A 25,564-nucleotide genomic window follows, 5' to 3' on the forward strand; every position below is an offset into this window, starting at 1 on the left:
AGGCCCGCGGCTCAGTCTTGAACCGCGGGGCAGGCATCAGTCTTCGGCGTAGATATCGCGGTCCTTGGTTTCCGGGAGGAAAAGCAGACCGACGACCAAGGTCATCACTGCGATCGCGATCGGATACCACAGGCCGGAATAGATATTGCCGGTCGCCGCCACGATCGCGAAGGCGGTGGGAGGCAGGAAACCGCCGAACCAGCCATTGCCGATATGATAGGGCAGCGACATCGAGGTGTAGCGGATGCGTGTGGGGAACAGTTCCACCAGCGCAGCCGCGATCGGCCCATAGACCATGGTGACATAGATCACCAGGATGGTCAGAAGAACGACGGTCATCACCTTGTTCATCTGCGCGGGATCAGCCTTGGTCGGATACCCATGCGCCGTGATCGCATCGGTCACCGCCTTCTTGAACGCGTCCTGCTGGGGCTTGAGCTGATCAGCGGGCAGTCCCGTACCGTTGAAGCTCGGGATCACCTGGTCACCGATCTTGATCGAGGCGATGGTCCCGGCCGGAGCTGCCACGTTCTCATAGTTCACCGACGAGCTTGCCAGCACCGACTTGGCGATATCGCAGGAGCTGGTGAAGCTCGCCGTACCCACCGGGTTGAACTGGAATGAGCATTCATCGGGGTTCGCCACCACGGAGACCGGTGCGGAAGCCTGGGCTGCTTCCAGTGCCGGATTGGCGAAATGGGTGAGCCCTTTGAAGATCGGGAAATAGGTCAGCGCCGCCAGCAGGCAGCCCGCCATGATGATTGGCTTACGGCCAACCTTGTCGGAGAGCCACCCGAACAGGATGAAGAAGGGTGTGCCGATCGCCAGCGCGATCGCGATCATGACATTGGCAGTCGTGCCGTCCACCTTCAGGATCTGCGTGAGGAAGAAGAGCGCATAGAACTGGCCGGCATACCAGACGACCGCCTGCCCGGCGGTGAGACCGATCAGAGCCAGGATCACGATCTTGAGGTTCGACCACTGGCCGAAGCTCTCCTTGAGCGGTGCCTTCGATCCCTTGCCATCTGCTTTCATGCGCTGGAAGGCTGGGCTCTCATTGAGCTGCAACCGGATCCAGACCGAGATGCCAAGCAGGATGATTGAGACGAGGAAGGGAATGCGCCAGCCCCATTCCCGGAAAGCCTCTTCGCCAATGGCCGTGCGGATGCCGAGAATGACGATGAGCGAGAGGAACAGGCCCAGTGTCGCCGTCGTCTGGATCCAGCTCGTATAGAAGCCGCGGCGGTTGCGCGGTGCATGCTCGGCCACATAGGTTGCCGCGCCGCCATATTCACCGCCAAGCGCCAAGCCCTGTAACAGGCGTAGCACAATGAGAATGACCGGCGCGAGCACGCCCCACGAGGCGTAGGTGGGCAGGACGCCAACCAGGAAGGTGGAGAGGCCCATGATGACGATGGTGATGAGGAACGTGTGCTTGCGCCCGACCAGATCCCCAAGTCGCCCGAAGAAGACGGCACCGAATGGGCGTACCGCGAAGCCAGCGGCAAAGGCCAGCAGCGCGAAGATGAAAGCAGCCGTAGGATTGACCCCGGAAAAGAACTGGGCGGCAATGATCGCGGACAGTGATCCGTAGAGGTAGAAATCATACCACTCGAAGACAGTGCCGAGCGAAGAGGCAAAAATGACCTTTCGCTCTTCTGCGGTCATCTTCTGCGCACCGGCAGAGGGTCCGCCAAGATAAGTGGAGTCTACGCTCATGAGAGGCTCCTTCCCGTATCCACCCGATGATCTCCCGCCGCGCGAGAGAATTATTATTGATGAACTGAGAAACGACAGACCGGAATCTGTCTGATTCTTAGCGTCCGTATGCGCATAATAAGGCAGGGCAGAATGCCTGCGCGATTGGACGTTGGTATGAGTGTGGAACGAGAAGGTTGGCCGAGATTCGCCTAAATTTGCCGTAGCCCGGCACGGGTGAAGAAAAGGCGACCGGGTTAGAAATCGAGGCGTAGCACCTCGACCGGCTCCCCGCTGGCAGCGGCTGGCGCGAATGGTCGTCTCACGATCAGACAATCGGCGGCGGCAAAGCTCTGTTGCAGCGAGCTGTCCTGCAATGAGAACGGCTCGACCGTGATGCCAGCCGCTTTGCTGCGGCGAAACCGTCCGCGCACATAATCTTGCCGCTGATCATTTGCCCCGAGCGCGGAGGCGAGGGGATAGATCTCGGTATCATCCTGTTCAGGCCGGCCGAGCAATGCGCCAATGAGCGGCTTGAGAAAGATGCGGGCACAGATGAGCGCTGAAACCGGATTGCCCGGCAGACCCATGACCCGGACAGGCTGAGCACTGCCCGTTTGGACGTGACCGAACATCAAAGGCTTGCCTGGGCGCATGGCGATGCGCCAGAAGGCGATGTCCACACCGCGGGCAATCAGTGCCTTTTGCACGAGATCATGGTCACCGACCGAAGCCCCGCCAATGGTGACGAGTACGTCGGCGGAAAGCCCTCGCGCGATCGCCGCATCGAGCGCCGCGAGATCATCCCCGACAATGCCGAGATCCACGGGCTCTGCGCCCATGGCGCGGATGAAAGCCGCAAGCGAGTGGTTGTTGGACGAGATGATCTGATCGCCACGAGGCGTGCTGCCCGGTGCCACCAGCTCATCGCCCGTGGGCAGGATCGCGATGCGGGGCCGGCGCCGTACCGGGAGCTCGTGATGATTGGCTGCGGCGGCAAGCCCGATATGGCGGGCATTGAGGCGCGTGCCGGCCGCGATCAGGAGATCGCCCGCCCGGAAATCAAGACCGCTGCGGCGCACATGCCGGCCGCGCTGGCCCGGCTCGGTGAGAATGACACGATCGCCCTCGCGTCTTGTATTCTCCTGGATGACCACCGTGTCGGCACCGGGCGGCAGCGGCGCGCCGGTGAAGATGCGGACACTCTCGCCAGGCCCGATCGCGCCGGTAAAGCCGCGGCCGGCCTGCGATGTTCCGATGATCAGCAGCTTGGGCTTTGACCCATCCACATCATCTCCGCGCACCGCATATCCATCCATGGCGGAGGCATCAAATGGCGGCTGGTCGCGCGTGGCACGAACATCCTCGGCGAGCACGCGCTGCCAGGCTTGATCCAATGGAATGCATTCCTGGCCGATCGGGGCTACGCCATCGAGCACCCGGCCAAGCGCCTCCTCGACTGGCAGCAGCGCCCCCGCCATCACTCTAGCCTTCCCTGTAGGTACCGGACTTCCCGCCGGTCTTTTCGATCACCCGGATATCGCCAATGCGCATGCCGCGATCAACCGCCTTGCACATGTCATAAAGCGTGAGGCAGGCAATCGAGACGGCGGTGAGCGCTTCCATTTCAACCCCGGTCTTGCCATCGATCTTGACCGTCGCGGTCACATCGATGCGCGAGGCGTCGCTATCCGGTGTGAAGCTGACCTCGGCCTTGGTGATCGCCAGGGGATGGCAGAGGGGGATCAACTCATGGGTCCGCTTGGCCGCCATGATGCCGGCAATCCGGGCTGTGGCGAGCACGTCACCCTTCTTGCTATCGCCCGAAAGGATCAAGGCAAGCGTCTCGGGCTTCATCCACACGCTGGCTCCGGCCGTGGCAACCCGCGTCGTCACGGCCTTGTCCGACACGTCCACCATGCGCGCCTGGCCTGCTTCGTCAAGATGCGTAAGGCGCTGATCACTCATGGCATCGCCGTGGCGGTTCGGGCGGCGGGAGTAGGCGCATTCCCAAGCAGCGCTCGCGTTGCTTCAGCCACGTCCTCATGCCGCATAAGGCTTTCACCCACCAGGAACGAGCGCGCGCCAACCTGCGCCAGCCTTTCGAGATCTGCGGTCGTGCCAATCCCGCTTTCGGCAATGATGAGGCGATCCCTCGGGATGCGCGGCGCGAGCCGCTCGGTCGTGGTGAGCGTGACCTCGAAAGTCTTGAGATTGCGATTATTGATACCGATCAGGGGCGAGGCCAGCTTGAGCGCGCGGTCGAGCTCGGCCTCATCGTGAACCTCGATCAGCGAGTCCATGCGATAGCTTGTGGCCGCTTGCTCAAGCTCTGCAGCAAGATGATCATCCACCATCGCCATGATGATCAGGATGCAATCGGCACCCCAGGCGCGCGCTTCGGCCACTTGATAGGGATCAAGCATGAAATCCTTGCGCAGGGCGGGCAGGGCCGTTGCTGCCCGGGCATCGGTCAAAAACCGCGGATGACCCTGAAACGAGGGCGTATCCGTGAGCACGGAAAGGCACGCCGCACCGCCCGCCTCATAGGCGCGCGCAAGCGACGGCGGATCGAAATCGGCACGGATCAGGCCCTTGGAAGGGCTCGCCTTCTTGATTTCCGCGATCAGGCCATGGGCGCCAGCATCGATCTTGGCCTTGAGCGCCATATGAAAGCCGCGCGGGGCAGGGCGGCTTTGCGCCTCGTCTTCGAGCTGCGCCAAGCTCTTGGCCCGCTTGGCGGCCGCAACCTCTTCGCGCTTATACGCGGCGATCTTGTCCAGGATGGTGGCCATGCGCTACTGCCCGTTGGATACGAAAACCAGCCGTTCGAGCACTGCGGCTGCGGCACCGCTGTCGATCGCGGCGGCAGCCTGCTTGACCCCGTCGGGAAGGGATGCGGCCTTGTCGGCGACGGTCAACGCGACCGCCGTGGTCAACAGGACAATATCACGAAACGCGCTGGATTGCCCGGCGAGCACATCACGGATCGCCCGGGCATTCGCCTCCCCATCGCCGCCGCGCAGGGAATCGAGGCTCGCGCGGGGGAGGCCAGCATCTTCTGGCGTGATCTCGAACGTGCGCACCTCGCCCTTTCGCAGTTCGGCCACATAGGTAGGCCCTGTGGTGGTCACCTCATCGAGCCCATCCGAACCATGGGTGACCCACACCCGCTCCGAACCGAGATTGCGTAATACCTTCGCGAGCGGTTCGATCCATTCCCGGGCATAGACGCCGACCACCTGCCGGCGCACCCCTGCCGGATTGGCGAGCGGTCCGAGCAGATTGAAGATGGTACGGGTGCCAAGCTCGACCCGGCTCGGCCCCACATGGCGCATCGCCGCGTGATGGCTGGGCGCGAACATGAAGCCCACCCCGGCCTCATCGATGCAGCGGGCGATAATCTCGGGCGAGGCCTCGATATTGACACCGAGCGCCGCCAAGGCATCCGCCGCCCCCGATTTGGACGACAGCGCCCGGTTGCCGTGCTTGGCGACCTTGACGCCGCAGCCTGCCGTGACGATCGCCGCACAGGTCGAGATATTGTAGGTGCGCGCACCATCACCGCCTGTACCGACAATGTCGATCGCATTAGCCGGCGCGATGACCCGGGTCATCTTCGCGCGCATGGTCTCGACCGCACCGGTGATCTCGTCCACCGTCTCGCCCCTGACTCGCAGCGCCATGAGCAGCCCGCCGATCTGGCTGGGCGTCGCTTCGCCCGACATCATGATATCGAACGCTTGCTTGGCTTCGTCGCGATCGAGCGGGCGGCCCTCCGCGACCTTGCTGATGAGCGGTTTCAGATCCGACATGGCGCTCAGGCTGCCTTGGCGCGTTGGGCGAGGTCGAGGAAGTTCTTCAAGAGCTTGTGCCCATATTCCGATGCGATGCTCTCCGGGTGGAACTGCACGCCATGTACGGGATGTTCCTTGTGCTGCAACCCCATGATGATGCCGTCATCCGTCTCCGCCGTAACCTCGAGACTGTCAGGCAGGCTGTCGCGCTCGACGATGAGCGAGTGATAGCGCGTCGCCTGGAACGCGCTGTTGATGCCGTGGAACACGCCCTTGCCGGAATGACGGATGGTCGAGAGCTTCCCGTGCATCACCTGCGGCGCGCGGACGACCTGTCCGCCATAGACCTGACCGATCGACTGATGGCCGAGGCACACACCGAGGATTGGAATCGTCTGTCCGGCCTTTTCGATGAGCTCGACAGAGATGCCGGCCTCGTTCGGTGTGCACGGGCCGGGTGAGAGCACGATCGCCTCGGGATCCGCCTCGACGACCTCCGGCACCGTTATCTTGTCATTGCGATAGACCTGAACATCAGCGCCGAGCTCGCCGAGATAGTGGACGAGATTATAGGTGAAGCTGTCATAGTTATCGATCAGGATGATCATTGTCCCATCCCCGCTTCTCCGGCGAAGCGGACCGCCTCTTCGGCGGCGCGGAACAGCGCCTTCGCCTTGTTCACACATTCCTGCTGCTCGGCATCCGGATCGCTGTCCGCGACCACACCCGCGCCGGCCTGCACATACATCTTGCCGTCCTTCACCAGCGCCGTGCGCAGCACGATGCAGGTATCCATATCGCCATTGGCCGAGAAATAGCCGACGCATCCGGCGTACGGTCCGCGCTTGTCGCGCTCGAGTTCGGCGATGATTTCCATGGCCCGAACCTTTGGCGCACCCGACACCGTGCCGGCGGGAAAACCCGCGACCAGCGCCGCGATCGCGTCATAGCGATCATCGAGCTCGCCTTCCACATTGGAGACGATATGCATCACCTGGCTGTAGAATTCGAGGGCGAACTGGTCGGTGACCTTGACCGTCCCGGTTTTGGCGACGCGCCCCACATCATTCCGCCCGAGATCGAGCAGCATGAGATGCTCGGCGCGCTCCTTGGGATCTGACAGCAGATCCTCGGCGCGCGCCTGATCCTCGGCCGGTGTCGCACCCCGCGGTCGCGTGCCGGCCAACGGCCGGATCGTGACCTTCCCCTCGCGCACCCGCACCAGGATCTCAGGGCTCGACCCGATCAGTGAGAAATCCTCGAAATTGAGGAAATAGAGGAAGGGCGAAGGGTTCACCCGCCGCAGCGCCCGATAGAGCGAGAACGGGCTGAGTGTGAACGGGGTTTCGAAGCGCTGGCTCAGCACCACCTGAAAGATGTCACCCGCGAGGATATACTCCTGCGCCCGGCGCACCATGGCTTTGAAGTCCGCAGGTGCCGTGTTGGACTGGGGCGCCTCGACGGGTGGCGCCTCGCAACGCTCGCGCATGCCGTGGTCCAGCGGCCGGTCGAGCGATGCCGTGACCTCCGCCAGCCGCTCGGTGGCCTGAGCATACGCCGCCTTGGCCGTCAGCCCCTGTTTGGGGAATACCGGCGAGACGATCGTCACCTCATCCTTGATGGCATCGAAGATCGCCATGATCGTTGGCCTGACCAGAATGGCATCCGGCACCCCGATCACATCGGCCCCGGGGTCCGGCAGCCGCTCCATCAGCCGCACCATGTCATAGCCCATATAGCCGAACACCCCGGCCGACATGGGCGGCAGGTTTGCGGGCAAGTCTATGCGGGATTCCGCCATCAGGCTGCGCAATGCCGTGAGCGGCTCTTCCTCGAGCGGTGTGAACGGCCCTTCAGGATTGGCGAGCGCCGATCGGTTGATCTCGGCCTTCCCGTCCTGCACGCGCCATACGATGTCCGGACGCATGCCGATGATGGAGTAGCGGCCGCGCACCGCGCCGCCTTCTACGGATTCCAGCAGCAGGCTGTAGCGCTCATGATGCGCGATCTTGAGCATCGCCGAGACCGGCGTCTCGAGATCGGCAACGAGCCGGGTTGAGACGACTTGCGCTTGGCCCTGGTCATAGAGCCGCGCGAACTGTTCGAAATCGGGTTCAATGGGCATGGTGTCACGTCATCAATGAGATTGGAACGAGCGGTCACGATTGCGGTGCGTTGATGCTCGACCAAAGCTCGTTATTGACCGTGACACCGATATCCCGTTCGAGCCGGCTGACATATTGGCCAAACAGGTCTTCCGCCATATTGCCTTGCAGAGCCTGGGCAAAATTGGCCGCCTGAGCGCCCTTCGGATCAAAATCCGGCGTCTTGACCTCCATGGGGCGGATGAGCTGGACGACCTTCGCGTTTGGATCATAAGCGACGCCAGCCCCATTGACCGGGGTCGAGAACAGCGAGGTCACGGCGGCTCTGCCGAAATTGGGCGCCTCACCGCCACGCTTCAAGGGCGGCGTGGTGGCAATCGGCAGCGACAATTCCTGGGCGATCTGCTCCATGGTCTTTTGACCATCACGCAGGTCCGCCGCCAAGTCACGCGCCTTCTGCTCCAGCGCCTCCTGTCGGCGCTCCGCCGTGATCAGCTCCACGATCTCCGGCCGCACCTCGTCGAGCGGTTTCACCGTTTCTGGCGTGACCTCGGCCACTTCGAACCAGACATAGCCGTCATCATCGGTGGAGATCGCGTCATTCTCGACGCCGACATCGCTCTCGAACGCGGCAGCGACCACCTTGTCGCGCGCCGGGACATTGGTCACCGGCTTGCCATCCGGACCATTGCCCGAGCGATCGATGGCATCGACTTGGATGACTGGCAGATCGAGCTTCTCGGCCACTTCCCTCAATGTCGCGCCACTCGCCCGCTCATCCTCGAAACGATCATACATGGAGGCAAGCTCTTCACGCGCCCGCTCGAGCTTCAAGGTCTCGGCGAGCTGGTCCCGCACCTCCGCCAGGGGCTTCGTGACGCTCGGCTCGACCGCCGTCACCTTGAGCAGCACCACGGCAAGCCGCCCCTCGACAGGCTGGCTGATCTGCCCGGGCAGGAGCGAGAACGCCGCATCCGCGAGCGACCGGTCCGGGATCTGGCTCTTGGCGACCGTGCCGATCGTGTAATCGGGTTCCGTCAGCCCCCGTTCCTTCGCGAAGGTGGCGAAATCCGCGCCCGATTGCAGCTTGGCCCGCGCCGCACGTGCCTCTTCCTCGTCCTTGAACGGGATCTGCAGAATGGTCCGTCGCTCCGGCGTGGTGAACTCGGCGATACGGTTCTGGTAGGCCTGCTCCAGCTCCTGATCGGAAATGGTGATCGTCTTGGCAAGGTCGGCCGGCTCCAGACGCACAAGCGTCACCGTCCGGAATTCGGGCGCTGTGAAATTGCGCTTATGCGTCTCGTAATAATCGGCGATTTCCGCATCCGTCGGCGCAGTAACCTCTCCGGCCATGCTCATGGGCAGCGTGAGATACTGCCCCACCCGTTCCGTGTTCTGGAATTCGAAGGCGGCGCGGACGAGCGTCTCCGGCACGGTGAAGCTGCGATCGATGGGGCTCGCCACCGATTCCCGCAGCAGCTGAGCCCGCTCCATCGCGATGAATTGTTGCTCGGTGAGATTGTTAGCCCGCAGCACCTGCAGGAACGTCTCGCGGTCGAACTGGCCGCGTGCGTTGCGGAAGGCCGGGATCGCTGCGGCCCGCTGGGCGATCACCATGTCGGGCACTTCAAGGCCCAGATTGCGGGCTTGCACCTCGAGCGCGGTCTGCCGGATCATATCCCCCAGGATCTGGCCATCGAAGCCGGCCTCGCGCGCCTCCTGGAGAGTGATCGGGCGTCCCATCCGTTGCGACATCGCCTGCAGCCGCTGCCGCATGGTGTCCTGGAACTGCTCCGGGCTGATCTCGCGATCCCCGATCGTGACCAGTGCCCGGCTGCGCGCGCCCGTAAACATGTCGGCGACGCCCCATACGGCGAAGCTCATGGCGATGAGGCCGATGAACAGTTTGGCCACCCAACCGGCGGCTTTGCTTCGCATCACTGAGAGCATCTTCGTCAGTCCCGACGTGTTTGAGAACCGTCATCAATGAGCCGGCGGTTCCAATCGCAGACCCATCACGCGCAAAAGCCACGGCAGGCGGGGCCCGCCGCGGTGGGCGCATCATATGGATGGGCACCGCCCGTAGCAAGCGCGATGCCTGGCAAAGCCGCAATCTTGCGCGGCATGCTTGCGCGCTGGCCACGCAATAGGTTCATTATAGCGCTCTGAGCGAACCGCATCGAGCATGTGGTTCAGGGGCGGGTTCTAAAAACCATGGACGGGCAATGGCGCTGATTGAGCCCAGGCCGATCATCATCGGCAACTGGAAGATGAACGGCACATCGGAATCACTCGGCGAGATTCGCTTGATGGCCGCGATGCTCGACGGGGTGGCGATCGGCTGCGAAGTGGTGGTCTGTCCTCCGGCCACCCTGATCCGCACGGTGCACGAAATGCTGTCCGGCAGCCGGATCAAGACCGGTGGCCAGGATTGCCATCCGGAGCCCCAAGGGGCTTTCACTGGCGACATTGCTGCGGAAATGCTGCGCGACTGCGGGGCGACCCACGTCATTCTGGGCCATTCCGAGCGTCGTCATTACCATGGCGAGACCGACGCGCTTGTTTGCCGCAAGGTCACCGCGGCTCACCGGGCCGGTCTTACCGCAGTGGTCTGCATCGGCGAAACCGAGGACGAGCGCGATGCCGGTCAGACCGTCCCCGTGGTCGCGCGGCAGCTTGCCGGGTCGATCCCCGATAATGTCTCCGCTGAGAACACCATCATCGCCTATGAGCCCGTCTGGGCGATCGGATCGGGCCGCACGCCCACAACGGACGAGATCAAGCAGGTCCATCAGGCCATCCGCGATCAGCTGGCCGAGCGTCTTGATCCACAGACCACAGCCGCTATCCGCATTCTCTATGGCGGATCGATGAAGCCCGCCAATGCCGGAGCGATTCTGGCCATTCCCGATGTGAATGGCGGGCTCGTCGGCCAGGCGAGCCTCAAGGCGAAGGATTTTCTCGGCATCATCGGCCTGTTCGCGCCGAATTGATGCTGACCGGGACGCTGAGCGGGATGTGCAGTTGGCGTGATGTGCTTGAATAGGAGCGGGGCGGTACCAAATGGCCGTTTGCACTCGCCCTTGTTTCGCGCTAAAGCCTGCCGCCGCATGAGAGCGTCGATCCCTGCGGCGCGGATTGGATTGGGATCATGGAAGAAGTCATTCTCGTCATCCACCTGATCGTGGCGATTGCACTCGTCGCGGTGGTGCTCTTGCAGCGCTCGGAAGGTGGCGCGCTGGGCATCGGTGGCGGCGGATCCATATTCGCCAGCCGCGGTGCGGCGAATGTGCTGACCCGGGCGACGGCGATTCTGGCAGGCGTCTTCTTTCTCACCTCCATCGTGCTCACCTTGATGCACAGAGGCGGTTCGGGCTCGATTTTCGACGAGATGATCCGTCAGCAGGCCCCTGCATCCTCCTCCGGTGAGACCGGCGGCAATGGATCGGGCTCTGTTCTGCCCGTGCTTCCCGGATCACCCACGATCCCGACACCAGCGGCGCCCGCAACACCGACACCTACGACGCCGGCCCCCGAAAATGCGGCGCCTCAATCGAGCGCACCGGCCCAATCCTCCGCCCCAGCTCCTGCTTCACCGGTCCCGGCTGCTCCTCAGCCCGCGGCGCCGACCACACCGACGCCACCCGCCGGGCCTGCCACCGATGCGGCGCCGCCGCCGCCGCCATCTGGCAATCCGCCGGCGCAACAGTGAATTCCATCGGCATCCGTGGAAATTCCACGGATGCTTCGTTTCGTCTCAATAAAATAGCTGGTTGACAGCGTTCTAACTGGTGTATTCTACAGGCCCATGGCGCGGTACATCTTCATTACCGGCGGCGTGGTCTCCTCACTCGGCAAGGGACTGGCCTCTGCGGCTCTCGGGGCGCTTCTGCAGGCGCGCGGTTATTCCGTTCGTTTGCGCAAGCTCGATCCCTATCTCAATGTCGACCCAGGGACCATGAGCCCCTATCAGCATGGCGAGGTCTTCGTGACCGATGACGGGGCGGAAACCGACCTCGATCTCGGCCATTACGAGCGCTTCACCGGCAGGCCCTGCACCAAGCAGGACAACATCACCACCGGACGGATCTATCAGGACATTCTGACCCGCGAGCGGCGAGGGGATTATCTCGGCGCAACCGTGCAGGTGATCCCGCATGTGACCGACGCCATCAAGTCGTTCATCCTGGCAGGCAACGAGGGCTATGACTTCGTGCTCTGCGAGATCGGCGGCACCGTGGGCGATATCGAAGGGCTGCCCTTCTTCGAGGCGATTCGCCAGTTGGGCAACGAGCTGCCGCGCAGCTCATGCGTCTATATCCACGTGACGCTCCTGCCTTACATTGCCAGCGCCGGCGAACTGAAGACCAAACCCACCCAGCATTCCGTCAAGGAGCTGCGCTCGATCGGCATTCAGCCGGACATCTTGCTGTGCCGCAGCGACAGGCCAATCCCCGAAGGGCAGCGTAAGAAGATCGGCACCTTCTGCAATGTGCGCGAGGAAGCCGTGATTCCCGCCCTGGACGTGTCCTCCATCTATGACGTGCCGCTGACCTATCACAAGGCCGGCCTCGACGCGCAGGTGCTGCAGGCCTTCGGGCTTGCCCCTGATCCCGTGGTTCGCCTCAACCGCTGGGAAAATATCTCAACCCGCATCCATGAGCCGGAGGGTGAGGTTCGCATCGGCGTGGTCGGCAAATATACCGGGCTGCTCGATGCCTATAAGTCGTTGAACGAGGCGCTGATCCATGGCGGCATCGCCAATAAGGTGCGCGTCCGCATGGAATGGATCGAGTCCGAGATCTTCGAGCGCGAGGATCCCGCACCCTTCCTCGAAGGGCTGCACGGCATCCTGGTGCCCGGCGGCTTCGGTGAGCGAGGTGCCGAGGGCAAGATCGCGGCGGCAACCTTTGCCCGCACCCGCAAGGTCCCGTATTTCGGCATCTGCTTTGGCATGCAGATGGCGGTGATCGAGGCGGCGCGTAATCTGGCTGGCGTCAAATCCGCAAGCTCCACCGAATTCGGGCCGACCGACGAACCGGTGGTCGGCGTCATGACCGAATGGATGCGCGGCAATGAGCTCGAGCAGCGCAAGCTGAACGGTGATCTCGGCGGCACCATGCGGTTGGGCGCCTATGAGGCACAGCTCAAGCCCGGCAGCAAGGTCGCTGAGATATACGGCGGAACGCGCATTTCCGAGCGCCATCGCCATCGCTATGAGGTGAATACCGGTTATCGGGAAAGGCTTGAGGCAGCGGGCTTGTGCTTCTCGGGCATGTCGCCGGACGGTCTCTTGCCTGAGGTGATCGAGCTTCCGGATCATCCCTGGTATATCGGCGTGCAATACCATCCAGAGCTCAAATCCAGGCCCTTTGAGCCACACCCGCTCTTTGCTTCCTTTATCGGTGCAGCGGTCGAGCAGAGCCGCCTCGTTTAGAGCAATTTCGAGCGAGGCGGATCCCTCCGAGCGTCTCGCCCCGAAGCCTGCTCGTGCTTTGCCTTTAAAAGGCCCAGCTCACGCAGCATGACCGGGCGATTTTGTGCAGCTGCGCAAGGCCTGACCTCACACGGGGGATCATGAAGGGACGATCGCTTACAACGGCGCCTTATCTGGTGATCCTGACGCTCCTGGCATTGGCCCTATGGAGCATGGGCACGGCTCATGCCCAGGACGCAACCGTCGATCGCATCCAGCGTCAGACGGCGCCTCTCACCAAGCAGCTGGAGGGAATTAAAACCCAGCTGGACCGTGTGGATCTGCCGACCTCCGAGCTGGAGAAGATCCGCACGAGCATCGAACAGATCCGGGCGCTAACGCTGCAGATGACGGGAGATCTGCAGGCGCCTCTGACAGCGGCCACCCAAAGCCTCGATCAGCTGGGCCCCCCGCCCGAAGGCGATGCCAAGGAAGCCCCGGAAATCGCCCAGCAGCGCCAAGCATTGACCCAGCGGCGCGATCAGATCCGGGCGATCCAGGCGCAGCTTGACCTGCTCCGCGTGACAAGTGAGCAGCTCTCCGAGCAGGCCTCCCGCATCCAGCACGAACGGTTCTTCAGCAAAATCTTTGAGAGCGGGCGCTCAGTGCTCGACCCCAGATTGTGGCTCGAAGGTTTCGCGTCCATCGACGCCTTTGTGACGCGCTTTATGACCGTCGTCAGCAATTGGTGGAGCAGGCTTATAGGCGGGCTCTCTCCGCTCACCGCGATGTTGCTCATCGTCGAGCTGGCCGCGACGATCGCCGCAGCGATGGGGGCCCATCGTGTGCTCAACTGGCTCCTGCGGCCACGGCTGAACAAGCCCAATCCGACCGATCTCGAGCGTCTCTGGAACGTCTTCGCCGGCGTCTTCGCAGCGACGATCCCGCTGATGATCGCCGTGTTTCTCGTCTCGCTCGTCTTGTCGAGCATCACCGAGATGAGCCAGCAGGCGCGGCGTATCTATTGGATTTTGGCGTTCTGGGCGGTCATCGCCACGAGCGGCCGCACCTTCATTCGCGGAATCCTGTCCCCGAACGATTCGGCCTGGCGCGCAGTCGGCATCGCCGATCTTCTCGCTTATCGTTTGAGCAGGCTGCTGGGCGCGCTCTTCCTGGTTTATGCCCTGGACGGCGTCTTCCGCCGTCTTGCCGACGTCCTTTTCTTGCCGGTCGAATTCTTTTCGATGCAGGGCGCCATAACGGGTGTTCTCACCGTCTTCCTGTTGATCGCCGTGCTGCTGACCGTTCGTCGAACCGAGGATGGCGAGGATACGGACTCAAAGCCACCACCGGATCTGGGCTGGTTCGGATGGGCTGCCAAGCTGCCCCTGGTTTATTGGGCCATTGCGGCCACCATCTCCGTCGCGCTGGTGGTGGGCTTGATCGCGCTGGCCCAATATCTCAGTCAGCAAGTTGTCGTGCTGACGATCCTGGTGGCTGTGCTGATGCTGATCCACTATCTGGCGGATCACCTTGTCAGCGACGGCATCAAACCGAACCGCCCGGTGGGCCGCTTCCTGCGCCGCACCCTATCCTTGACCAATCACAGTGTGGATCGCATCGGCGTTGTCATTACAACGCTGGTGGATTTCGGTCTGGTCTTCATCGGCGTCCCGCTGGTGATCTTGCAGACCGCCGTCACCTGGGTCGACATTACGAGCTGGCTCACCACCGCCTTCTGGGGCTTCCGGCTCGGCGGCATAACCATATCGCTTTACACGGTGGTCGCGGCCATCCTGGCCTTCGCCTTTGGCGTGATCATCACCAAGCTGTTTACCCGCTGGCTTGATGCGCGCGTGCTTGCGCGCACGCAGCTCAACAAGGGCTTGCGGGATTCGATCCATACCGGCGTCACCTATATCGGCTACATCCTGGCCGGCATCTTCGCCCTCAGCTATGCCGGCCTGAACTTCGCGAACCTAGCCATCATCGCCGGTGCGCTGGGTGTCGGTATCGGTTTCGGCCTGCAGAGCATCGTCAACAACTTCGTCTCCGGCCTCATTCTCTTGGCCGAGCGCCCGATCAAGGTGGGTGACCTGATCAAGGTGACGGGCGGGCAGGGGATCGTGAAGCGCATCAATGTGCGCTCCACCGAGATCGAGACGGCGGACAAATCCTCCGTGATCGTGCCCAATTCGAGCCTGATCTCGGAAAATGTGCAGAACTGGACCCATACCGACACTATGGGCCGGGTGCTCGTGGCCGTGCGTGCAGATCCGGAGGCCGATCCTGAAAAGGTGCTGCAGATCATGACGAGCATCGCCCAGCGTCATGAAAAGATCCTGGCTTTTCCAGCGCCTTTGGCCCTGTTCACCAATTTCGGCCCGGCCGCCAATGAATTCGAGCTCTACGCCTATGTCGCCGACGCGCTCTCGGTCGGCGGGGTTGCAAGTGATTTGCGGATCGCCATCAGAAAGGCCTTTGAAGAGAACGATATCGGGATGCCTTACAACGTCCAGGACGTTAAGCTCGTCAAATCGGCCGACAAAGCCGCGCCGCAAGAGGGTGAGGGTGGAGAATGAAAGGCATCGATCATCTCGTGCTCTGTGTGGATGATCTTGACGAAGCGGTGGCCCGCTACAGGGCGATGGGCTTCACCTTGACGCCGCGCGCGATCCACCCCTTCGGCACCATGAACCAGCTCGTGCAGTTCGATGGCTCCTTCCTTGAGATCCTGGCCGTGCGTGCGCCGACTGAGGTGCCCGAGCATGGTGCCCATCACTTCAGCTTTGCGGCCTTCAATCGCGATTTTCTCGACCGCGGTGAAGGCTTCTCGATGCTGGTGCTCGACAGCGATGATGCCCGCGCCGACCAGCAGCGCTATGTGAAGGCGGGCATCTCGCGCTTCGAGCCCTTCGACTTCCAGCGCAAGGCCAAGCTGCCCGATGGCGAGGAGGTGACGGTGGGCTTCTCGCTCGCTTTTGCCGCCCACGAGGCGATGGGCCGGGCCGGCTTCTTCGTTTGCCAGCAGCGGGCACCGCAATATTTCTGGAAGCGTGACTACCAGCTCCATCCCAACGGCGCGCTTGGCATTGGCTGTGCGCTCATGCTGGGCGAGGAGCCGAAGGCCTATGCGGATTTCTTCCAGGCCTTCACGGGCGAGGAGCCTCAGCGCCTTGCCGATGACGAGATCGCATTCAGCCTCAGCCGCGGCGGTGTCCGCATGTTCTCTCCGGCTGCCTGGGCGCGGCATTATCCGGCCGCCCTCGCGCCCGATCTGGCCGAGGGGCCATGCTTTGCAGGCTTCGTGATCGAGGTCAGTGATCTCGGCCGCACGGCCGAAGCGCTCGATGACGGCCATATCGCCTATCTCCGCGATGGAGGCCGGCTGATCGTGGCGCCCGATGAGGCCTTTAACACCACCATCCTGTTCGAGGAACGGCGCTGATGCTCAATTCGGTCGTATCGATCGGCAATGTTCGCTTCGGCAATGACCTGCCGCTCACGCTGATCGCGGGCCCATGCCAGCTCGAATCGCGCGACCATGCCTTCGACATGGCAGGCAGCCTCAAGGAAATTGCCGAGCGGCTGGGGATCGGCCTCGTCTACAAGACCTCGTTCGACAAGGCCAATCGCACGAGTTTGAGTGGCAAGCGCGGCATCGGGCTGGATGCGGCGTTGCCCATCTTCGAGGATCTGCGCCGCGCCTTTGCGCTGCCTGTCCTGACCGATGTGCACGAACCCGGCCAATGCGCCGAGGTGGCGACCGTGGTCGATATTCTGCAGATCCCCGCCTTTCTGTGCCGTCAGACCGATCTGCTTATCGCGGCTGCGCGCACCGGCAAGCCGGTCAATGTAAAGAAGGGCCAGTTCTTGGCACCTTGGGATATGCGCAACGTCGCCGATAAGCTCTCTGGCGCCGGCGCGCGTGATGTGCTGCTGACGGAACGCGGTGTCTCCTTCGGCTACAACACCTTGGTATCCGACATGCGCGCGCTGCCCATCATGCGGGCCATTGGCTCCCCCGTCATCTTTGACGCAACCCATTCGGTGCAGCAGCCGGGCGGCCAAGGCACATCCTCCGGCGGTGAACGCTCCTTCGTGCCGGTGCTGGCGCGCGCCGCCGTGGCGGTGGGCGTTGCAGGCGTTTTCATTGAGACGCACGAAGACCCGAACGAGGCACCCTCCGACGGCCCAAATATGATTCCCCTCAGGGACATGGAAGCGCTGCTTGAGAATTTGATTCAGTTCGATAAGCTCGCCAAATCTTGCCGCTGATCATCGTTGCTTCGGCCCGGCCAGCGCGCTACTTTTGCCGGCAAGGCCGATACAGCCTGCCGCTCGCGAAGCCGATATGGCTTTTGGTGAATGTATCGTGAGAGTGGTCATCGTCCGATCCTTCAAGGCCGGCGAATGTCAGCAATGCGAGCCCTGACGTGATATCGCCGGGTTGTGAGGATTGCGACATGCGCACCTTTCGCGATGCCAAACTGATGGCCAAGGCGCTTCGAAGCAGCCTTGAGCAGCACGGTCTTATGCTGTCCCATGCGAACGCCTTGGAACTGGTCGCCAAACAATTTGGCGTGCCCGACTGGAACGTGCTCGCGGCGAAGATCGCACACGCCGACAATGACGGTCCCCGTTTCGAGCGTACGGCGCCTATTCTGCGCATCTTCGATGAGCAGAGGGCACGTGAATTCTACCTCGACTTTCTTGGCTTCACGCTCGATTGGGAGCATCGTTTCGGCGAAAATCTCCCGCTCTACGCGCAGGTTTCGCGTGCCGGGCTCACCCTCCATCTGAGCGGCCATCATGGAGATGCGAGCCCAGGATCGACTGTCTTCGTCACCATGCGCGGCGTGGCAGATTATCAGCGGGAGCTGGTGGCCAAGAACTATCGTCACATGCGGCCTGGCGTGGAGACCGTTCCCTGGGGACGGGTGATGGAGGTCATCGATCCCTTCAGCAATCGCATTCGCTTCTGCGAGCCGTCGCAGGCTGAACGCTGACATCGGGCGAGCCGGGCTGAGGCCCAGGTTCAGGTGGCTTGCCGCATCCGGAGCGAGCGCGTATACAGCCACCTCTAACCTAGTGAGGCTTGGGCCTCTGCTTATCCCCGATTGGCGCCATGTTCGACATCAGATGGATCCGCGAGAACGCCGCAGCCTTCGACCAAGGCCTGAAAAAGCGTGGGCTCGAGCCGGTATCGCACCGTCTGATCGCGCTCGATGAGGCACGCCGCGAGGCAGTCACCCGAGCCCAGGAAGCGCAGACCAGGCGCAATGCCCTCTCCAAGGAGATCGGCCAGGCAAAGGCCGCCAAGGACGAGGCGCGCGCGCAGAGCCTCATGGCCGAGGTTGCGAGCCTCAAGGCAGCCATTCAGCAGGGCGAGGAGGATGAGCGCCGGCTGGATGGTGAGTTGCGCGCAGCCCTCTCCGAGATCCCCAATCTGCCACTCGAAGAGGTGCCTGAGGGAGCGGACGAGCATGGCAATGTCGAGCTGCGGCGCTTCGGCAATAAGCGCCAGTTCAACTTTGCGCCTAAGCAGCATTTCGACCTTGGCGAGAGTCTCAAGCTTATGGATTTCGAGACGGCAGCCAAGCTGTCCGGCTCGCGTTTCGTCGTCTTGAAAGGGGCTCTGGCAAGGCTCGAGCGCGCCATCGCTCAGTTCATGCTCGACCTCCACACGAATGAGCACGGCTATACCGAGGTGTCGCCGCCGCTTTTGGTGCGCGACCACGCGATGTTCGGCACGGCCCAGCTACCGAAATTCGAGGAGGATCAGTTCTCGGTCTATGCCGGCACCGCGGTTGATGAGGGGCGTTTCGCCTGGCTGGTGCCCACCGCCGAGGTGCCGCTGACCAATCTGATCCGTGAGATGATCCTCGATGAACAAGAGCTGCCGCTGCGCTTCACGGCCTTCACCCCCTGCTTTCGCGCCGAGGCGGGTGCTGCCGGTCGCGACACACGCGGCATGATCCGCCAGCATCAGTTTTCCAAGGTCGAGATGGTGTCGATCACCACGCCCGAGCAGTCGCGCGCCGAGCTTGACCGCATGCTGGGCTGCGCCGAGACGGTGCTGCAGCGTCTTGGATTACCTTACCGCGTAATGACCTTGTGCGGCGGGGATATGGGCTTTGCCTCCCGGCTGACCTTCGACATCGAAGTGTGGTTGCCGGGCCAGCATGCCTATCGCGAGATTTCCTCGTGCTCCGTCTGCGGCGACTTCCAGGCCCGACGCATGGAGGCACGCTACCGCCCCAAGGGCGGCAAGCCGGCCTATGTGCACACGCTGAACGGCTCGGGTCTCGCGGTTGGCCGCACCATGGTCGCCATTCTTGAGAATTACCAAGAGGCTGACGGGTCAGTGGTGATCCCCGAAGCCCTCCGGCCCTATATGGGCGGTTTGGAGGTTATTCCCGCCCATGGTTAGCAAGCTTAAGACACCGGATGGTCGGCCTGTCCGCATCTTGGTCACCAATGACGACGGCATCTACGGGCCGGGCCTTGCGGTGCTCGAGGAAATCGCCCGGGCTCTGTCGGACGACGTCTGGGTGGTGGCACCTCAGTGGGAAGAGAGCGGTGCCTCGCACTCGCTCACCCTCGCTGATCCGTTGCGGCTGCGCGAATACAATGAGCGGCGCTTTGCAGTGAAGGGGACGCCCACCGATTCCGTGGTGATGGCAGTCAAGAAGGTCATGCCCGAGCCGCCGGATCTGATCCTTTCCGGTGTCAATCGCGGCCAGAACCTCGCCGATGACGTCACCTATTCCGGAACCATCGCTGCCGCCATGGAGGGTACGGCGCTCGGCATCCGCTCCTTTGCATTATCTCAGTCCTTCGGCTTTCAGAAGCGCGAGAAGGGCGAAGCGCCCGTCATCCATTGGGAAACGGCGCGCGAGCACGGGGCTGATGTGGTGGCGAAGCTCTACCAGATGGAGCTCGGCCCGGGCACGCTGCTCAACATCAACTTCCCCGACTGCCCGCCCGAAAAGGTCACGGGCGTGGAGGCGACCACCCAGGGCAAGCGTGACCAGAACCTGCTCCTTGTCGATGAGCGGATCGATGCGCGCGGTAATCCATATTTCTGGCTGGGCTTTCGCCGCGAGATGAGCAATCCTGCAGAGGGTACTGATTTGCGCGCGGTGATGGACCATGCGATCTCCGTAACCCCGCTCCATCTCAACCTGACGCAGCTCGAGGCGATGGAGGCGTTGCGACAGGTCCTGCAGCGTTAGAGCATTTTCGAGCGAAGTGGTTACCGGTTCGCGTGAAGAATGCGAGCAGCAAAAGACTAGAGCATTGCTCGGTCAGCGGAGCACCGATGGCCGTTGGAATGCGATAGGACACAGAGCCAAGACAAAGAGATTGAAGAGCATGATCTGCTTCGGCAGAACGGATCATGCTCCGGGGTCCGACGCAGGATTCTAAGATGGCATTACCGCCGCGCGGCAAGCAGACCACGATCGCGCCGCCTCATCTCGCGCAAATCGGCAAGGTCAACGCAACCGATACCCGCAAGATCCAGCTGATCATGCATCTGCGTAACCAGGGGATACGTAGCATCCGGGTGCTCGACGCTATTGAGCGCGTGCCGCGCGAGATGTTCATTGAAGAGATCTTTGCCGATCAGGCCTATGCCGATCAGTCGCTGCCCATCGCCTGCGGCCAGACCATCTCGCAACCCTTCATTGTTGCCTTCATGAGCGATCGGCTCGATGTGACGGACCGGATGAAGGTTCTGGAGATTGGCACGGGCTCGGGCTACCAGACGGCCGTGCTGGCCCATATAAGCCGCCGCGTCTATACGATTGAGCGCTATCGTGCCCTCACGCGCGCCGCTGAGGATCGCTTCAAGGCGCTGAAGCTCACCAACATCACCGCCGTGACTGGCGATGGCATGAAGGGCTGGCCCAGCCAGGCACCGTTCGACCGCATCATTGTCACCGCCGCGGCCCCAACCATGCCGCTTGCCTTGCTCGAGCAGTTGAAGGTTGGCGGCACCATGATCCTGCCGATCGAAACCTCACCAGGCCGCCAGGAGCTCCAGCGGGTCGTGCGCACCGAGGAGAGCTACGAACGCCAATCGCTTTTGCCAGTCCGCTTCGTGCCGCTCGTGCCCGGCATGCCCCGCGAGGCGTAAAGCTCAGGGCAGAGGCGCCACCACTTGGACGATCCGTGCGGCGTCCGGAACTGTCGAAAACCCGTCATATTTCCGGCCTGGATCTGTGTAGCATCCGCGAGCTTCCGTACCTTTTTAGGGCTTGGCTTAAGTGTCTTTTAACTTAACCCGTTCACTATCTTGTTCGAATGGTTCAGTTGCGGGAGTTGAGTTTGATGCGTTGCTCCACCACGGGCCCGATGAGGGCAAAGCGCGTTGCACGGTTTGCAGGCGCGGTGGCGCTCGCCGGTCTGTCGGCCGCGTGCAGCGCCGACATGACGCGTTTCGGGCCAGCGACGACAGGGTCCACCGGGGGCTCCTATGGAGCGGCGCAGGCGACAGCGCCGACCGCCGTGGCATCTTCGGATGGTGTCCAAAGATCCCAGATCCCTCCAGCCGGAGGCGGCGCCTATTCGACCGGGGCCTATCAGACTGGCGCCTATCGCCCGGCGAATACAGCCTATACCGGCAGCACCGGCGGCTATGCCTCCGCCCCGGCCTCAGCCCCCGTTCAGCAGGCAAGCTATAGCGCGCCAGCAACCGGCGGTGCACAAGTGACCGTGCGGCCGGGCCAGACCCTCTATGCAGTTGCGCGTGAGAATGGTGTCTCGGTCAACCAGCTGGTCGCCGTGAATGGGCTCACCCCACCTTATGCCGTCAAGCCTGGCCAGGTGCTGCGCCTGCCAAGCGGAAATACATCCTCGGCCTCGACCTATGGTGGTGGTGCGACCGGAATTCGCTCAGCCCCGGCTGTGGCCGCGGCGGCGACCGCATCGGCCTCCGGCAGCCATGTGGTGAAGCCCGGCGAGACCCTTTACAGCCTCGGCCGCGCCTACAATGTATCGCCGGCTACCATCGCGAGCCTCAATGGCTATTCCATGGATTATCAGCTGAAGGTGGGCGAGAGCGTTCGTATCCCCGGCTCGGGCTCCTCGACTGCTGCCGCAACGACGGGCACCAAGGTCGCCTCGCTCGATCCCAATCCACCGGCATCCGCCACGCCTGCGCCAGGGCCGAGCACCCTTGGTCAGATCCCGGCAAAGGGCGCATCGACGAGCGCCGACATGGGGGCGAGCAGCACCGCTCCGCAGACATCCAAAGCGGCCGCGGCGCCCGCCGCCCCGCCGCCCGCCAGTGCGGCCAACAACTTCCGCTGGCCGGTGAAAGGGCGCGTCATCTCCAAATATGGCGACATGCCCAATGGCGCGCGGAATGACGGCATTAACATTGCCGTTCCCGAGGGCACCAGCGTGCGAGCTGCGGAGAATGGCGTGGTTGCCTATGCCGGCAGCGAGCTGAAAGGCTATGGCAACCTCGTGCTCATCCGCCATGAGGGTGGCTGGGTGACCGCTTACGCTCACAATAAGGAACTTCTGGTCAAACGTGGTGATCAGATCAAGCGCGGTGATGTGATCGCCAAGGCCGGTGCCACCGGCTCCGTCTCGAGCCCGCAGGTCCATTTCGAGATCCGTAAAGGTGCTCAAGCCGTCGATCCCATGAGCCACTTGGGCTCGACCTATGTGGCGGGCGACTGAGCATCGCCTGGCATACAGTAACTGTCCTATTGCAATCGGTCGGATATAACAGTCCGGCCGATTGTTTTTTTAGCGATCGCGCTTGCTCGGGAGGAATTCATGCTCAAGGTTTGGGGCCGCGCCAATTCCATCAATGTGCAGAAGGTGATGTGGACCCTCGGCGAGCTCGGGCTCGCCTATGAACGCACGCCCGTCGGTGGCAGCTTCGGCGGAACCGCTGACCCAGCCTATAGAGCAATGAACCCGAATGGACTCGTGCCCACCATCCTTGATGGTGACACGGTTCTGTGGGAATCCAACGCGATCGTGCGTTATCTCGCGGCCAAGTACGATGCGGGCGGCCTTTGGCCGGAGGATCCGCTGGCCTGTGGCCGCTCGGACCGCTGGATGGACTGGACCGCGACGACCTTGTCCCCCGCCATGACGCCGGTCTTCATGGCAACGGTCCGTGCGCCGCGCAATGCACCTCCGCCGGAAGACTTCTCCGCGGCGCTCGACAAGCTCTCAAGCCAGTTCCGCATCATCGAGGAGGCGCTGAGCCGGAGCGACTATATTGCCGGAACGAGGCTCACCATTGGTGATATCGCAGTGGGTGTCTTCGTCGCCCGCTATCTCCGCATGCCGATCACCCGGCCGCTTCTGCCGCGCATTGAGGTCTATTTTGCCCGTCTGAAGGAGCATCCGGCCTTTCGCACCCATGTGATGGTGCCCTTCGGCACCTGCCAGGAGGAATGGGCAGCACTTGAGCGAGAGCACGGCTGAAGCGGGCCACATGCCGCTTCATTGCTGAGCATCGGGGCTGAGGGCAGCCGAAGGATCGCTGTCGAAGAAGCCATAGGGGCGTAAGGTGAAGCTGTGCCACATGGTGGGCAGGATCGGCCAGTCCTCGGGTCTCGTCACGTGGCGAAAGCCGATCGTGTACCAGAAGACGAGATCCTGATTTTCGACGGAGTCCGCATCCCCGGCGAATTTGGGCACGCCCTCATCGAGGCTGACCAAGGGAAAATCACCGGCGGCATAGAGCTCGGCGGGCTTGGCTTGGGTGACCCATAGGGTGGAGCTGGAAAAAGCGGCGCGTCGCTGGGCCGGATCTTGCGGATCCAGCAGCGATGTTGCGGTGCCGTGTCCTGGCATGATCTCATATCCCGGATGATAGCCGAGGGCGGTGCGTTGATTGGGATTGATGACCCGCCAGATCTCGCCCGCCCCGTGATGGCTGCCGGTAACGGGGCCCTCCTTGGCAATGATCTCCGGCTTAAGCCGCCAAAGGCTCGTGCGCGGGTTGTCCGTCGGTAGGGCTTCTGGAACAAAGCGCTCGGTGATGAAACTGTTCTGGGGCCCATCCACATCGAGATCGAGCCGGAACGCGAAATAATGGTCGTGATAGGGGGCAACGGTCTGGGGAGCAACGAGCGCGCCATAGCGGGTATCTTCAGCCGCATGGGGTCCGGTGAGTGCGTCCGATCGCACCGTCTTCACCGCATCGATCCCGGTTGCGCCCGCTCGGATCGTGATGCTGCCGCGCGATGAGAAGATGTAATCGATGATATAGTCGTAATTGCCGATGGTCGGGATGGTCCGCACCACCAGCTCGATGTCCGGCCGGGCGATGGTTTCGCCGGTTTCAGCTGCATAATGCCGCCAGGCGGGATCCCCGGTCGCCCGCTCGAAGATGCACAACGCGCGATCGGCCTTGAACATGCCGCCGCGATCGCTCGGCATGAGCATGTCGAGATAATAGGACTGTGCGGGGCAGTCACGCCCCTCCGCAAGCGACGAGACGAGATAGCCCAGCCCGAGCTCACCCGCATCGAGATAATTGCGGGTATTCCATCCAAGTGCCGGATCCATATAGGGCACGAAGAGCTCCGCCAGGGCCATCTGATACGCGACCAGCCGCTCCCGATCGCCATCCTTGAAACGCGCCAGCGAGACCACAAGCCCCTGGCGCCGGTCGGGACGAAGGTGGAAAGACCAGTTCTGCCATTTCACCTGCCATGTGCCGGTGATCTCGATATTGGTCCCTTGGGGCGATGCATTGATGACCGGTTTCTGAGCGGGCAGAGGACCGGGTGCAGCCAATGGCTTTACCGGCGCAGGTGCGATGACCGGCGGCTCGACCTTCACATCGATGACCTCGCCGGTCTCCGCATCCACGATGGCGAGAATGCCTTCGATCGAACGGCTCGAATAGGGCGAGAGCCGATGCTTGTCATCATAGCAGGTCACCCTCAGGATGCGCCGCGTGCCGAAGGCCTCACTGGGAAACACCCCCGGCGGCATCGGCGTGCAGCTCACATCCGACAGATCGGTGATCCCGGCATTCTGCATGGCGGCGCGCCAGCGCGAATCTCCCGTCACAACATCGGCCACGCGCGCCCACTCATCCTGCATGAGAGATGGCTGTGCGCCGGGGAGGTCGCGATGGGAGGCGACGCGGTTTCCGGCAAGGTCGACAATCGCCTCTCTCGTCTCCCCATCACGGCGCATGATCACCAGCGCATTCCGTGGGAACGGCTTGCCGGGCGACCAGGCCAGGACATTTGCCTTGGGCGGCTCCTTCAGGGTGATGGTGGGGAACAGCGTGTCGTCATCCGCAAGACCGGCTTGCTTCAGAACACTGACGGCGCGGCCGATCTCCTGATAGGTGAGTGCATCCAGCGGAAATTGCGGCTCGGCCATCTGGGCTGAGCCTGGCTGTATTGCACAGAGAAAAGTGGCCAGCGCGCCGAGAAGAATCAGGAGGCGGGAATTATGTCTCATGCGGGCAGTTAACCTTGAGACAAGCTGGCCCAACAGAGAAAAAGGCGCCGATTGCTGCGCCTCTTTCGCCCACTATGGGTATACGGTCG

Annotated in this window: 21 protein-coding genes; 12 read left to right on the plus strand and 9 right to left on the minus strand. The window is 62.6% G+C overall.

What is annotated here, in order from left to right; genetic code table 11:
- Positions 1 to 36 precede the first annotated feature (36 nt).
- The 8 genes from RCF49_RS21145 to RCF49_RS21180 form a co-directional block, all read right to left on the minus strand.
- Positions 37 to 1,668, minus strand: coding sequence for an MFS transporter (locus RCF49_RS21145; protein WP_342644258.1), 1,632 nt, complete (start codon positions 1,666 to 1,668; stop codon positions 37 to 39).
- A 287-nt stretch (positions 1,669 to 1,955) separates the two neighbouring features.
- Positions 1,956 to 3,179: a molybdopterin molybdotransferase MoeA gene (locus RCF49_RS21150; protein WP_342641759.1), complete on the minus strand. Its 1,224-nt coding sequence runs from the start codon at positions 3,177 to 3,179 to the stop codon at positions 1,956 to 1,958.
- Between the two features lie 4 nt (positions 3,180 to 3,183).
- Positions 3,184 to 3,666, minus strand: coding sequence for a cyclic pyranopterin monophosphate synthase MoaC (gene moaC / locus RCF49_RS21155; RefSeq protein WP_342641760.1), 483 nt, complete (start codon positions 3,664 to 3,666; stop codon positions 3,184 to 3,186).
- Positions 3,663 to 4,493 carry an indole-3-glycerol phosphate synthase TrpC gene (gene trpC / locus RCF49_RS21160; protein ID WP_342641761.1) on the minus strand — a complete coding sequence of 277 codons (831 nt, stop codon included), beginning with the start codon at positions 4,491 to 4,493 and terminating at the stop codon, positions 3,663 to 3,665. The genes moaC and trpC overlap by 4 nt, the downstream gene beginning before the upstream one ends.
- Positions 4,494 to 4,496: 3 nt before the next feature.
- On the minus strand, positions 4,497 to 5,513 hold the full coding sequence (gene trpD / locus RCF49_RS21165) for an anthranilate phosphoribosyltransferase (RefSeq protein WP_342641762.1): 1,017 nt from the start codon (positions 5,511 to 5,513) through the stop codon (positions 4,497 to 4,499).
- A gap of 5 nt (positions 5,514 to 5,518) precedes the next feature.
- The gene (locus RCF49_RS21170; protein WP_342641763.1) at positions 5,519 to 6,103 is read right to left on the minus strand and encodes an anthranilate synthase component II; all 585 of its coding nucleotides are present in this window, start codon (positions 6,101 to 6,103) and stop codon (positions 5,519 to 5,521) included.
- A complete protein-coding gene (trpE, locus tag RCF49_RS21175; RefSeq protein WP_342641764.1) occupies positions 6,100 to 7,620 on the minus strand; it encodes an anthranilate synthase component I in 1,521 nt (506 codons plus the stop codon). Before trpE ends, RCF49_RS21170 begins: the two co-directional genes overlap by 4 nt.
- 34 nt (positions 7,621 to 7,654) lie before the next feature.
- On the minus strand, positions 7,655 to 9,538 hold the full coding sequence (locus RCF49_RS21180) for a SurA N-terminal domain-containing protein (RefSeq protein ID WP_342641765.1): 1,884 nt from the start codon (positions 9,536 to 9,538) through the stop codon (positions 7,655 to 7,657).
- A gap of 287 nt (positions 9,539 to 9,825) precedes the next feature.
- On the opposite strand from RCF49_RS21180, the gene tpiA reads away from it, so the two are divergent.
- The 12 genes from tpiA (at position 9,826) to RCF49_RS21240 (ending at position 23,474) form a co-directional block, all read left to right on the plus strand.
- Positions 9,826 to 10,593 carry a triose-phosphate isomerase gene (gene tpiA, locus RCF49_RS21185; protein ID WP_342641766.1) on the plus strand — a complete coding sequence of 256 codons (768 nt, stop codon included), beginning with the start codon at positions 9,826 to 9,828 and terminating at the stop codon, positions 10,591 to 10,593.
- Between the two features lie 158 nt (positions 10,594 to 10,751).
- Positions 10,752 to 11,312 (plus strand): preprotein translocase subunit SecG, encoded by a 561-nt coding sequence (gene secG / locus RCF49_RS21190; protein WP_342641767.1) that lies wholly within the window; start codon positions 10,752 to 10,754, stop codon positions 11,310 to 11,312.
- Positions 11,313 to 11,408: 96 nt separating this feature from the next.
- A complete protein-coding gene (locus tag RCF49_RS21195; protein ID WP_342641768.1) occupies positions 11,409 to 13,037 on the plus strand; it encodes a CTP synthase in 1,629 nt (542 codons plus the stop codon).
- A gap of 140 nt (positions 13,038 to 13,177) precedes the next feature.
- Positions 13,178 to 15,598 carry a DUF3772 domain-containing protein gene (locus tag RCF49_RS21200; protein WP_342641769.1) on the plus strand — a complete coding sequence of 807 codons (2,421 nt, stop codon included), beginning with the start codon at positions 13,178 to 13,180 and terminating at the stop codon, positions 15,596 to 15,598.
- On the plus strand, positions 15,595 to 16,464 hold the full coding sequence (locus RCF49_RS21205; RefSeq protein WP_342641770.1) for a VOC family protein: 870 nt from the start codon (positions 15,595 to 15,597) through the stop codon (positions 16,462 to 16,464). Before RCF49_RS21200 ends, RCF49_RS21205 begins: the two co-directional genes overlap by 4 nt.
- Entirely contained in the window at positions 16,464 to 17,294 is an 831-nt protein-coding gene (gene kdsA, locus RCF49_RS21210; protein ID WP_342641771.1) for a 3-deoxy-8-phosphooctulonate synthase, read from the plus strand. Before RCF49_RS21205 ends, kdsA begins: the two co-directional genes overlap by 1 nt.
- Positions 17,295 to 17,482: 188 nt before the next feature.
- A complete protein-coding gene (locus tag RCF49_RS21215; RefSeq protein WP_342641772.1) occupies positions 17,483 to 18,025 on the plus strand; it encodes a glyoxalase superfamily protein in 543 nt (180 codons plus the stop codon).
- A gap of 119 nt (positions 18,026 to 18,144) precedes the next feature.
- Positions 18,145 to 19,449 carry a serine--tRNA ligase gene (serS, locus tag RCF49_RS21220; RefSeq protein ID WP_342641773.1) on the plus strand — a complete coding sequence of 435 codons (1,305 nt, stop codon included), beginning with the start codon at positions 18,145 to 18,147 and terminating at the stop codon, positions 19,447 to 19,449.
- Positions 19,442 to 20,254 carry a 5'/3'-nucleotidase SurE gene (surE, locus tag RCF49_RS21225; RefSeq protein WP_342641774.1) on the plus strand — a complete coding sequence of 271 codons (813 nt, stop codon included), beginning with the start codon at positions 19,442 to 19,444 and terminating at the stop codon, positions 20,252 to 20,254. The genes serS and surE overlap by 8 nt, the downstream gene beginning before the upstream one ends.
- A 194-nt stretch (positions 20,255 to 20,448) precedes the next feature.
- Positions 20,449 to 21,159, plus strand: coding sequence for a protein-L-isoaspartate(D-aspartate) O-methyltransferase (locus tag RCF49_RS21230; protein WP_342641775.1), 711 nt, complete (start codon positions 20,449 to 20,451; stop codon positions 21,157 to 21,159).
- A 194-nt stretch (positions 21,160 to 21,353) separates the two neighbouring features.
- Positions 21,354 to 22,712 (plus strand): peptidoglycan DD-metalloendopeptidase family protein, encoded by a 1,359-nt coding sequence (locus RCF49_RS21235; RefSeq protein WP_342641776.1) that lies wholly within the window; start codon positions 21,354 to 21,356, stop codon positions 22,710 to 22,712.
- Positions 22,713 to 22,811: 99 nt separating this feature from the next.
- On the plus strand, positions 22,812 to 23,474 hold the full coding sequence (locus tag RCF49_RS21240; protein ID WP_342641777.1) for a glutathione S-transferase family protein: 663 nt from the start codon (positions 22,812 to 22,814) through the stop codon (positions 23,472 to 23,474).
- Positions 23,475 to 23,492: 18 nt separating this feature from the next.
- Here RCF49_RS21240 and RCF49_RS21245 read toward each other — a convergent pair whose 3' ends face one another.
- Entirely contained in the window at positions 23,493 to 25,475 is a 1,983-nt protein-coding gene (locus tag RCF49_RS21245; protein ID WP_342641778.1) for a hypothetical protein, read from the minus strand.
- Positions 25,476 to 25,564: the final 89 nt, after the last annotated feature.

The sequence above is a fragment of the Rhodoligotrophos sp. CJ14 genome (assembly GCF_038811545.1).
Taxonomy (GTDB): Bacteria; Pseudomonadota; Alphaproteobacteria; order Rhizobiales; family Im1; genus Rhodoligotrophos; species Rhodoligotrophos ferricapiens.

Coding starts and splice junctions, on each gene's coding strand:
- moaC (WP_342641760.1), bottom strand. CDS start 3,666: ATGAGTGATCAGCGCCTTACGCATCTTGACGAAGCAGGCCAGGCGCGC.
- RCF49_RS21245 (WP_342641778.1), bottom strand. CDS start 25,475: ATGAGACATAATTCCCGCCTCCTGATTCTTCTCGGCGCGCTGGCCACT.
- RCF49_RS21205 (WP_342641770.1), top strand. CDS start 15,595: ATGAAAGGCATCGATCATCTCGTGCTCTGTGTGGATGATCTTGACGAA.
- secG (WP_342641767.1), top strand. CDS start 10,752: ATGGAAGAAGTCATTCTCGTCATCCACCTGATCGTGGCGATTGCACTC.
- RCF49_RS21240 (WP_342641777.1), top strand. CDS start 22,812: ATGCTCAAGGTTTGGGGCCGCGCCAATTCCATCAATGTGCAGAAGGTG.
- trpC (WP_342641761.1), bottom strand. CDS start 4,493: ATGGCCACCATCCTGGACAAGATCGCCGCGTATAAGCGCGAAGAGGTT.
- RCF49_RS21195 (WP_342641768.1), top strand. CDS start 11,409: ATGGCGCGGTACATCTTCATTACCGGCGGCGTGGTCTCCTCACTCGGC.
- RCF49_RS21180 (WP_342641765.1), bottom strand. CDS start 9,538: ATGCGAAGCAAAGCCGCCGGTTGGGTGGCCAAACTGTTCATCGGCCTC.
- RCF49_RS21150 (WP_342641759.1), bottom strand. CDS start 3,179: ATGGCGGGGGCGCTGCTGCCAGTCGAGGAGGCGCTTGGCCGGGTGCTC.
- RCF49_RS21200 (WP_342641769.1), top strand. CDS start 13,178: ATGAAGGGACGATCGCTTACAACGGCGCCTTATCTGGTGATCCTGACG.
- RCF49_RS21145 (WP_342644258.1), bottom strand. CDS start 1,668: ATGACCGCAGAAGAGCGAAAGGTCATTTTTGCCTCTTCGCTCGGCACT.
- kdsA (WP_342641771.1), top strand. CDS start 16,464: ATGCTCAATTCGGTCGTATCGATCGGCAATGTTCGCTTCGGCAATGAC.
- surE (WP_342641774.1), top strand. CDS start 19,442: ATGGTTAGCAAGCTTAAGACACCGGATGGTCGGCCTGTCCGCATCTTG.
- RCF49_RS21230 (WP_342641775.1), top strand. CDS start 20,449: ATGGCATTACCGCCGCGCGGCAAGCAGACCACGATCGCGCCGCCTCAT.
- tpiA (WP_342641766.1), top strand. CDS start 9,826: ATGGCGCTGATTGAGCCCAGGCCGATCATCATCGGCAACTGGAAGATG.
- trpE (WP_342641764.1), bottom strand. CDS start 7,620: ATGCCCATTGAACCCGATTTCGAACAGTTCGCGCGGCTCTATGACCAG.
- RCF49_RS21215 (WP_342641772.1), top strand. CDS start 17,483: ATGCGCACCTTTCGCGATGCCAAACTGATGGCCAAGGCGCTTCGAAGC.
- RCF49_RS21170 (WP_342641763.1), bottom strand. CDS start 6,103: ATGATCATCCTGATCGATAACTATGACAGCTTCACCTATAATCTCGTC.
- RCF49_RS21235 (WP_342641776.1), top strand. CDS start 21,354: ATGCGTTGCTCCACCACGGGCCCGATGAGGGCAAAGCGCGTTGCACGG.
- trpD (WP_342641762.1), bottom strand. CDS start 5,513: ATGTCGGATCTGAAACCGCTCATCAGCAAGGTCGCGGAGGGCCGCCCG.
- serS (WP_342641773.1), top strand. CDS start 18,145: ATGTTCGACATCAGATGGATCCGCGAGAACGCCGCAGCCTTCGACCAA.